Raw genomic sequence first — 9023 nt, 5'->3', positions numbered from 1 at the left:
CGCAGGGCGGCCGGGGAGCCGTGGCGCTCCAGCAGCCAGGTGACGGCCTGGTGGTCCAAACGCGGCCCGAGGACGCGCTCCAGGCTGGGGTGGAACTGGGTGAGCAGGCCCCGAATCCGGTTGGAGGTGCGGGTGGCCTCGGCGGCGAGGCCCTGGTCGAAGCCCACCAGAACAGTGAGCTCGGCGGTGATCTCGTCGGTCAGCTCCAGCGAGCGCAGGGTGTGCGGCATGGTGCGGGCGGCGTCCGCGATCACTGCGGCGTCCTTTGCGTCGGTTTTCGCCTCGCCCGGGTAGAGGTCGGCGATCCGCCGCATCGCAAGTCCGGGCAGGTAGGCGACCTGGGAGCCTGCGTCCCGGGCCACGGTCAGCGGCAGGGCGCCGATCGAGGCCGGCTGGTCCACGATCACCAAGACGGTGCCGAACTTCGCGGCCAGCTTGTCGAACACGGCCCGCAGCTTCGGCTCGCTGCTGGGCAGGGGCTTGTCGAAGACTTTCTTGCCGGCCGGGGTGAGCCCATGGCCGTGGTGTGTGCTCTTGCCGACGTCCAGGCCGAGGAAGACGCCCACGCTGCTGGTGTCGATCACGGTGCCCCCACTTGCTCGATACCGGTGCTGGCCTGGGCGTCGGGGCCGTTCTCGCGCATCCACGTTATGCAGACCTGCCGCCCGNGGGGTGAGCCCATGGCCGTGGTGTGTGCTCTTGCCGACGTCCAGGCCGAGGAAGACGCCCACGCTGCTGGTGTCGATCACGGTGCCCCCACTTGCTCGATACCGGTGCTGGCCTGGGCGTCGGGGCCGTTCTCGCGCATCCACGTTATGCAGACCTGCCGCCCGAACACGACCAGGCATTGCGCCAGGTCAGGCGGTGGTCGGACCTCTCATCAGCGTCTCCGACGGCACCCCTCGGGCCCGGTGACACCACCCCCCAGGTCATTCGTTCGACAGGGGGCAACAGTCATGCCGGGCCCGGAGGCCAGCGGCCCCATTGCAGGACCGCGGAAAACATAACGGGGGAGCGGTCAGCCCTCCGGCAGCACCGCGTCCCCCAGCCAGTGCGCCGCGACCAGCGCCAGCTCCAGATCGAGGCGGTCGTCCTCCAGCGGGCGGCCGCGCTGCGCGACGGCGCGGGCAACGCGGTACTTCACGGTGTTCTTGTGCACGTGCAGGCGGTCGGCCGCAGCTCCGAGGCTGCCGCGCTCCTGGATCAGCGCGAGCAGGGTCTCGCGCAGCCGGGTGGCGCTCTCGGTCCGGGCGGCCAGCCCGCCCAGCGAGGCGGTCACCAGGCGGCGGGTGCGGGGGAGGTCGGCCGCGAGGAGCGCGGCGGCGCGGACGCCTGGGTCGGTGTAGCTGACGAGCGGGGGCGGCTCGCCGCTGCCGGACGTGGCCAGCCGGAAAGCCTGAAGGGCGTCCTCATGGGTGTACCGGAAGCCGGCCAGTCCCCGGGCCGGGGCGCCGAGCGCCGCGTGCACGCGGGGCGTGGTGCGCTGGTCCAGGGCTGCAGCGGCCGCCACCGCATCGGCCGTCGCCTTGCGGCCGAGTGGGAACCAGACCCAGGCCGAGGCCCGATCCTTCGCCCAGAAGACCGGGCTGCCCACGGCGCCTAGGGCGTGCCCGAGCCGGCCGGCTGCGGACTCCAGGTGCGGCAGGTCGCCCGGCGTGTCGTGCCCACTCGCGGTCCACAGCACCGCGCCCAGGTGCTGCTGATGCATACGGGTGCCCAGCGCGGCCTCGGCGGCGGATCCGTCGACCGCCTCTCCCGCCAGGATCCGCTCCAGGGTCTCCGCCTGGACCGTGCTGCGGTGGGAGAGCCAGCGCTCCCGCTCGGCCTGGTACTCCGCGATGACCTGCTCGGAGATCATGTCAATGTAGACGAAGTTGAGCCCGAGCAATGCGCGCACGGCGGCCAACGCCCGCTCCGGGTCGGGGTTTTCGCGGACCAGCTCCTCGACCGACCAGGTCAGGTGCAGGTGCTGTCCGAGCCGGTACGCGCGCACCAGTGCGGTGACGGAGACGCCGCGCTGAGCCAGTCGGCGCGCGTACTCCCGGGCCTCTGCGGGGGCCGCGAGTACGCCGAGGTCCAGTTCGCCGCGGTAGAGCGCGCTCGCCGCGCGCAGGTTGCTCTCCACGCTCCGCGCGAGCAGAGCCCCGGTCATCCGGTCCTGCGGCAGTTCCGGGATCTGCTCTTCGAGGGCGGTGGTCATGGCCGTGGTGAGGTTCGGCAGCTGCTCGGCGAGGGCCGTACCGATCACGCCGACGTCGGCGGGCACCTCCACGTCGTATCGCTGTGCCATCCCGTCCCTCCATCGCAGCCCCACCGGCCAAGGAATGCGGCCCTGGGGGACCATTCTGACCCTATTCCTTGTCTTCCGAGGACAGTGTCGGCCGTCACAGACCTCCCTACCTTCGACCCAGCACCCCTGGAAGGACGGGACCCTCCATGACAACCCTGGCTTATCTCCCCTGGTCCGCGGACCCGGCCCACGCCGACCGCCCGTGCGTCCGCGACGAGCGGCATGAGCTCACCTACGCGGAGTTCGCCGCGTGGGTCGAGGCTGCGGCGGAGCAGTTCGCCGAGCGCGGCATCGGGTGTGGCTCGGTCGTCGCGGTCGTGCTGCCGAACCGCGTCGAGCTCCTCGTTGCGATGGTCGCCGCGTGGCGGCTCGGCGCGGCCGCGACGCCGGTCAACCCGGCGTTCACCGCCGAAGAGGCCGACTACCAGATCACGGACGCCGACAGCGGCCTCGTCGTAAACCTCGGCCCGGGCGCGCCCGACGGCGGCCGGCCCAGCCTCGCCGCCGACGAGCTGCGGCGTGTGCCGGTGGGCACGACGCTGCCCGCGGCGCGGACGTCACCGGACGAACTGGCCCTGCTCGTCTACACGAGCGGTTCGACGGGCCGACCCAAGGGCGTGATGCTCGACCACGCCAACCTCGAGGCGATGACCTCGATGATGGCCGACCTCATGCGGCTCACCGCCGACGACCACTGCCTGCTCTTCCTCCCGCTCTTCCACGCCAACGCGATCTGCGTCAGCTTCCTGACGCCGATGCGCACCGGCGCCCGGCTCACGGTGCTGGGCAGGTTCACCGTCGACGGCTTCCTCGACGCCGTCGAGCGGCACCGCCCTACGTACTTCTCGGGCGTGCCCACGATCTACGCCATGCTGCTCGGGCAGCCGCGCGACGCCGATTTCTCCTCGGTGCGGTTCGCCGTGTGCGGGGCCGCGCCGGCCTCGAAGGAGCTGCTCGACGCGGTCGAGGAGCGTTTCGGATTCGTGCTGGCGGAGGGCTACGGCCTGACCGAGTGCACCTGCGCCGCCACGAGCAACCGCTGGTGGGACGAGCGCAGGGTCGGCACGGTCGGCCCGGCCTTCCCAGGGGTGCGCGTGGAGGTCATGGCCCCCGACGGCGTGATCCTGCCCCGCGGCGAGCGCGGTGAGGTGGTCATCCAGGGGCCCAACGTGATGCGGGGCTACCTGAAGCGACCAGAGGCCACGGCCGAGACCCTGCGCGATGGCTGGCTGCACACCGGCGACGTCGGCGTCCTCGACAAGGACGGCTACCTGCGCATCGTCGACCGGATCAAGGACATGATCATCCGTGGCGGGGAGAACATCTACCCCAAAGAGATCGAGGCGGTCCTGCTCTCCCGCAAGGGCGTCTGCGAGGCCGCCGTGATCGGCCAGGTGGACGATCGGTTCGGCGAGGTCCCGTTCGCCTACGTGGCGCTCCAGCCCGGCGCCGCCGTCACTGCGGAGGACCTGGCCGAGGCGTGTGCCTCGAACCTGGCCCGCTACAAGGTGCCCGTGGGCGTGCGCATCCTCGACGCCCTCCCCAAGAACCCCGTCGGCAAGATCGACAAGCCTGCGCTGCGCCGGCAGCACGAGACCGTCACCACCGGAGCGTGAGGCATGGCCTTCAAGACCCCCGTCTTCCCCGCGGTCGACCCCGAGGAGTTCCTGCAGCGCCCGTTCTTCGAGCGGGTGAAGGTGCTGAGCGCCTTCTGGGCCCAGAACGGCTTCGGCAGCCCGCGAGTGCTGCACCTGCTCTACATCCTCAAGCTGGTCGGACTCTCCACGATCGGCGGCCTGTTGGTCGTAACCACCACCTCCGAGATCGGCGGCCTGCTCGACGTGCGCCAGTGGTGGGACGAGCCGATCGTCTACCAGAAACTCGTGCTGTGGGTGGCACTCCTGGAGGTCGTCGGCGTCGGGGGCGCCTGGGGCCCGCTCACCGGCCACTTCAAGCCGATGTACGGCGGAGCCCGCTACTGGCTGCGGCCGGGCACGATCCGGCTCCCACCGTGGCCGCGCGTGGTGCCCCTCACCCGCGGCGACCAGCGCGGTGTCGTCGACGCCCTGCTGTACGCCGCGATCCTGGTCAGCCTGGCCGTGGCGATCGTGCTGCCCGGCGCCGGCACCGACGCGCTGTTGGCGGCCCGGCCCGACGTGACCGGTGGCCTGGTACGGCCTGTGCTGTTCGCGGTCCCGGCCGTCCTGCTCGCGCTGCTCGGCCTCCGGGACAAGGTTCCCTTCCTGGCGGCGCGAGGCGAGCAGTACGTCCCGGTGATGGTCGTCTGCGCCACACTCGACTTCACCGACATGATCATCGCCGCGAAGCTGATCATCGTCACCGTCTGGGTGGGCGCCGCCGTCTCCAAGTTCACCCGCCACTTCTCCTTCGTCGTCCCTCCGATGGCGTCGAACGCGCCGTTCACGCCCAGGGCGATGCGGCTCTGGCACTACAAGAACCCGCCCGAGGACCTGCGTCCCTCCGGCTTCGCCCACTTCATGGCTCACGTGATGGGCACACTCGCCGAGTTCGTCGTCCCGCTCGTACTGCTGTTCAGTACCAACCGGGAACTGACCCTCGTCGCCGTGGTGTGCATGGTGTTCTTCCACCTGTTCATCACCTCGACGTTCCCGCTGGCGGTGCCGCTGGAGTGGAACATCCTGTTCGCCTACATCGGGATCTTCCTGTTCGCCGGGCACCCGGCCGGCGAAGGCTACGGCCTGCTCGACTTCAGCGAGCCGTGGATGCTGCCGATGATCGCAAGTGCCCTGCTGTTCTTCCCGGTGCTGGGCAACCTGCGCCCGGACCTGGTCTCCTTCCTGCCGTCGATGCGGCAGTACGCCGGAAACTGGGCGTCGGCGGTCTGGGCCCTGGCGCCGGGTGTCGAAGAGCGGCTCAACGAGCTGCCGATCCCGGTCCAGACGCACAACCGGCAACTGCAGGCTCTCGGCTACCCCGCCCCGATGGCCGAGATGGCGATGCAGATGTTCATCGCCTGGCGCTCGATGCACAGCCAGGGCAAGGGGCTGCTGTCGGTGGCGCGGGCCTATCTCGGTGACGACCTCGACACGTACACCGTGCGCGAAGGCGAGGTCGGCGCCAACCTGGTCGTCGGCTGGAACTTCGGCGACGGCCACCTCCACGACGACCAGCTGATCGAGGCGATCCAGCGGCGGCTGCACTTCGCCCCCGGAGAGTTCGTGGTCTTCTGGGTGGAGTCCCAGCCGATCCACCGGCCCCTGCAGCAGTACTTCGTGATGGACGCGGCCCTCGGCATCGTCGAGCGCGGCCGGTGGGACGTGCGCGACCTCGTCGACCAGCAGCCCTGGCTGCCGAACGGGCCCATCCCGCTCGAGGTCACGTGGCGGCATCCGGAGCACCACCCGGCGTACCCGACGGCAAGCGGTGAGGAGGCCCTCGCATGACGACAGCGGTTGTGGTCGGCAGCGGCCCCAACGGGCTCGCCGCCGCCCTCACGCTCGCCGCGGCGGGCCTGCAGGTCCGCGTCATCGAGGCCGCGGACGAACTCGGCGGCGGCATCCGGTCGAGCGAGCTGACCCTGCCCGGCCTGGTCCACGACGAGTGCTCCGGCATGCACCCCTTGGTGCTGTGCTCGGCCTTCGCGGAGCGGTTCGACCTGGCCGGGGCCGGCCTGACCTGGCGTTGGGCCCCGGCCGAGTTCGCGCACCCGCTCGACGACGGGCGTGGCGGGGTGGCAGTGCGGTCGGTGTCCGAGACCGCCGCCGGGCTCGGGAAGGGGGGCCCCGGGTGGCAGCACACGTTCGGGCCGCTCACCGAGCGGTTCGGGACGATCAGCCAGGAGTTCCTGCAGCCGGTGCTGCACATACCGCGGCACCCGCTCCACCTGGCTCGGTTCGGAGCCTACGCCGGACTGCCGGCCACGCTGCTGGCGCGCCGCTTCCGCACACCGGAGGCCCAAGCGCTCTTCACCGGCGTCGCCGTGCACTCCTTCCGGCCCCTGGACACGCTCGCCTCCTCGGCCATCGGGGTCGCACTGACCACGGCCGCGCACGCCTTCGGCTGGCCGGTCGCCGAGGGCGGTTCGGCCGCGATCCGGGACGCGATCCTGGCCCGCGCGGCCGAGCACGGCGTGCAGTTCGAGACCGGGCGCCGGGTGACCTCACTCGACGAGCTGGGCGGCCCGGACCTGGTCATGCTGGACACCTCGCCGGCCGCGGCCGCCCGGATCGCGGGCGACCGGATGCCGCGCCACGTGCACCGCGCGTACCTGAGGTACCGCCACGGGCCCGGCGCGTTCAAGGTCGACTTCGCCGTCGAAGGCGGCGTGCCGTGGGCACACGAGGGGTCGCGCTCGGCCGGCACAGTGCACCTCGGCGGCGGCGTGAAGGAGATGGCGGCCGCCGAGAGGGACGTGGCCGCCGGCCGGATGCCGGCACGGCCATTCGTCCTTGTCGGCCAGCAGTACCTCGCCGACAAGACCCGCTCGGCCGGCGACGTACACCCGCTCTACGCCTACGCCCACGTGCCGGCCGGCTTCACCGGCGACGCGACCGAGGCGATCACCGCGCGGATCGAACAGTTCGCCCCCGGCTTCCGCGACCGCATCCGGGCGACGTACGTACGTTCCACGACGCAGATGAGCCGGCACAACGCCAACTACGTGGCCGGTGACATCGTGACGGGTGCCAACGACGCCTGGCAGCTGGTGTTCCGGCCGCGCCCGGCGCCCGACCCATACGCTACCGGCGTGCCTGGGGTCTCCCTCTGCTCCGCCGCGACCCCGCCCGGCGCCGGCGCCCACGGGATGTGCGGCTACAACGCCGCGCAGCGCGCACTCGCCCGGCTCTGAGGAGATCAAGGTGCTCCAGCGCTTCCCCGCCGAGTATGTCATCCGCTGGGCGAGGCGATCCCGCAGATCGGCAACACAGTCAGCGTCAACGCCGTGTGCTGGCTGCACGAACGGCTCCTGCCCAGCCTGGCACTGGCTGCCTGTCCCACCCGCAGCGGCCCGGGCCGTCGAGAAGGACCTGCGGGAGTCGTCCCATGGTGCAGCGCTCCGCGACCGTCGCGGCAGCGTCAGCCGCCCCCTGCCGCCGAGTGATCTTCGGACGCAGTAGCCGCACGAAGCTCACGCAGCACGATGGCCGCCTCGGGTTCGCCCGGGGCGGCCATCGTGCTGAGCTCAAGTTGACGTGCCTCATGCCTTGAGACTGGTAGCCGAGAGGACTGCCCGGTAGCGGTCGGCGAGCCAACGGAGCCTCCCCCTGAATGGTGGACACGCTGATACTGGATCTGCTTGATCCGGAGGAAGCGAGAAGACCGCCGATGGCGATGAAGGACTACTCGGACGAGTTCAAGGCCGATGCCGTGGCCCTGTACGAGTCCACACCCGGGGCAACGTACAAGAGCATTGCCGCTGACCTGGGCATCAACAGGAACACACTGCGGAATTGGGTGCTGCGGGACCGCGAAGGCCGCGGCGCCGGCCCGGCCACAGCCCGGGACACCAGGACTGCGGCCCGCCCCACGCAGGTGTTGCCGTCCGCGGAACCTGACGAGCGGATCCGGCAGCTCGAGGCTCGGTGGCCGAACTCGAGGCCAGCGAGCGCAAGCTCGCGACCGAGCGGGACATACTCCGCAAGGCGGCCAAGTATTTCGCCGGGGAGACGAACTGGTGAGGAGCCGCTTCCAGTTCGTCGACGACCACCGGGACGCCTTCGAGGTGAAGCGGCTCTGCGAGGTCTTGGAGGTGAACAGGTCCAGCTACTACAAATGGCTGGCCGGCCGCGAGGCCAGGACTGCCCGGCAGCGGGCCGACCAGCGCCTGGCGGCGAGGATTCGCGAGGTCCACGCGGAATCCGGCGGCGTCTACGGCTCCCCGAGGGTGACCGCCGAGCTCAGGGAGACGGGCCTGCACGTCAACGAAAAGCGGGTCGCCCGCGTCATGCGCACGTTCGCCATCACCGGCGTCCGCCTGCGCAGACGCGTCCGCACCACGGTGGCGGACCCGGCCGCTTCACAGGTCCCGGACCTGTTCCGGCGGGACTTCACCGCCGCCGGGCCGGGCCTCAAATACATGGGCGACATCACTTACCTGCCCCTCGCCGACGGCACGTTCCTCTACCTCGCGACGGTTCTGGACTGCTTCAGCCGCAAGGCCGTCGGCTGGTCCATCGCCGACCACATGCGCACCAGCCTGGTCGCCGACGCCCTCCACATGGCGGCCCGGACCCGCGGCAGTCTGGACGGTTCCGTCTTTCACTCCGACCACGGAGNACGGCATCGCATTCTCGCCCTGCTGCAGGACGACCCGACTCGCCTGTGGAGACCCGCGGAGATCGCCGCCCATTTCGGCGACATCACCCTGCACACCATGTATCGGCAACTGTCCCGATGGGCCAACACCGGGCTCATCCACAAGCTCGGACCAGGCCTCTACGCGGCCACAGCTTGGACCTCAACCCCCTTGCCAACAGCGGAAATACGCTAACTTCCCGGCCTTGGGGGAAGACCCCCATTTACCGTTCCAGGACGAAGCGATAGACCCTGGAATCCCTGGCCTCGAAGCCGAGTCGCTCATACAGGCGATTCGCTGCCTCCCTCGATGGACGCGACGTGAGGTCAACGGTTCGAGCACCCGCCGCCTCCGCTAGATGAGTGAGTCCGATGTGTGCGCTGGTCGCAACCATGGCGAAGGGCGCCCGTTGGTCAGTGTGTGAAGACAAACCTGGACGCCCTTCTGGCGGCACTG

The 9023-nt window shown here is 70.6% G+C and carries 5 protein-coding genes and 2 pseudogenes; 4 read left to right on the top strand and 3 right to left on the bottom strand.

Going from position 1 to position 9023, the window contains the following annotated elements:
• Together QMZ92_RS34100 and QMZ92_RS34095 are read right to left on the bottom strand one after the other, a co-directional pair.
• Window positions 1-584, bottom strand: a 584-nt coding sequence (locus QMZ92_RS34100; protein WP_283301610.1) for an IS110 family transposase, incomplete at its 3' end; no start/stop codon positions are given.
• A gap of 434 nt (window positions 585-1018) precedes the next feature.
• On the bottom strand, window positions 1019-2290 hold the full coding sequence (locus tag QMZ92_RS34095; protein ID WP_283301567.1) for a PucR family transcriptional regulator: 1272 nt from the start codon (window positions 2288-2290) through the stop codon (window positions 1019-1021).
• A 146-nt stretch (window positions 2291-2436) separates the two neighbouring features.
• Here QMZ92_RS34095 and QMZ92_RS34090 point away from each other — a divergent pair, with 146 nt between their 5' ends.
• From QMZ92_RS34090 to QMZ92_RS34075, 4 genes and pseudogenes are all read left to right on the top strand, one after another.
• The gene (locus QMZ92_RS34090) at window positions 2437-3906 is read left to right on the top strand and encodes a class I adenylate-forming enzyme family protein (protein ID WP_283301565.1); all 1470 of its coding nucleotides are present in this window, start codon (window positions 2437-2439) and stop codon (window positions 3904-3906) included.
• A gap of 3 nt (window positions 3907-3909) precedes the next feature.
• Window positions 3910-5715, top strand: a complete 1806-nt coding sequence (locus QMZ92_RS34085; RefSeq protein WP_283301563.1) for a DUF3556 domain-containing protein — start codon at window positions 3910-3912, stop codon at window positions 5713-5715.
• A complete protein-coding gene (locus QMZ92_RS34080; protein WP_283301561.1) occupies window positions 5712-7121 on the top strand; it encodes a phytoene desaturase family protein in 1410 nt (469 codons plus the stop codon). The genes QMZ92_RS34085 and QMZ92_RS34080 overlap by 4 nt, the downstream gene beginning before the upstream one ends.
• 476 nt (window positions 7122-7597) lie before the next feature.
• Window positions 7598-8555: pseudogene (locus QMZ92_RS34075) on the top strand (IS3 family transposase); the annotation flags it as partial.
• 235 nt (window positions 8556-8790) lie between these two features.
• Here the strand turns inward: QMZ92_RS34075 and QMZ92_RS34070 are convergent.
• Window positions 8791-8925 (bottom strand): annotated as a pseudogene (locus tag QMZ92_RS34070) (N-acetyltransferase); the annotation flags it as partial.
• Between the last annotated feature and the right edge of the window lie 98 nt (window positions 8926-9023).

Source organism: Streptomyces sp. HNM0645, from assembly GCF_030056615.1.
GTDB classification, from domain to species: domain Bacteria; phylum Actinomycetota; class Actinomycetes; order Streptomycetales; family Streptomycetaceae; genus Streptomyces; species Streptomyces marianii.
This window is presented reverse-complemented; position numbering and strand designations above follow the sequence as displayed.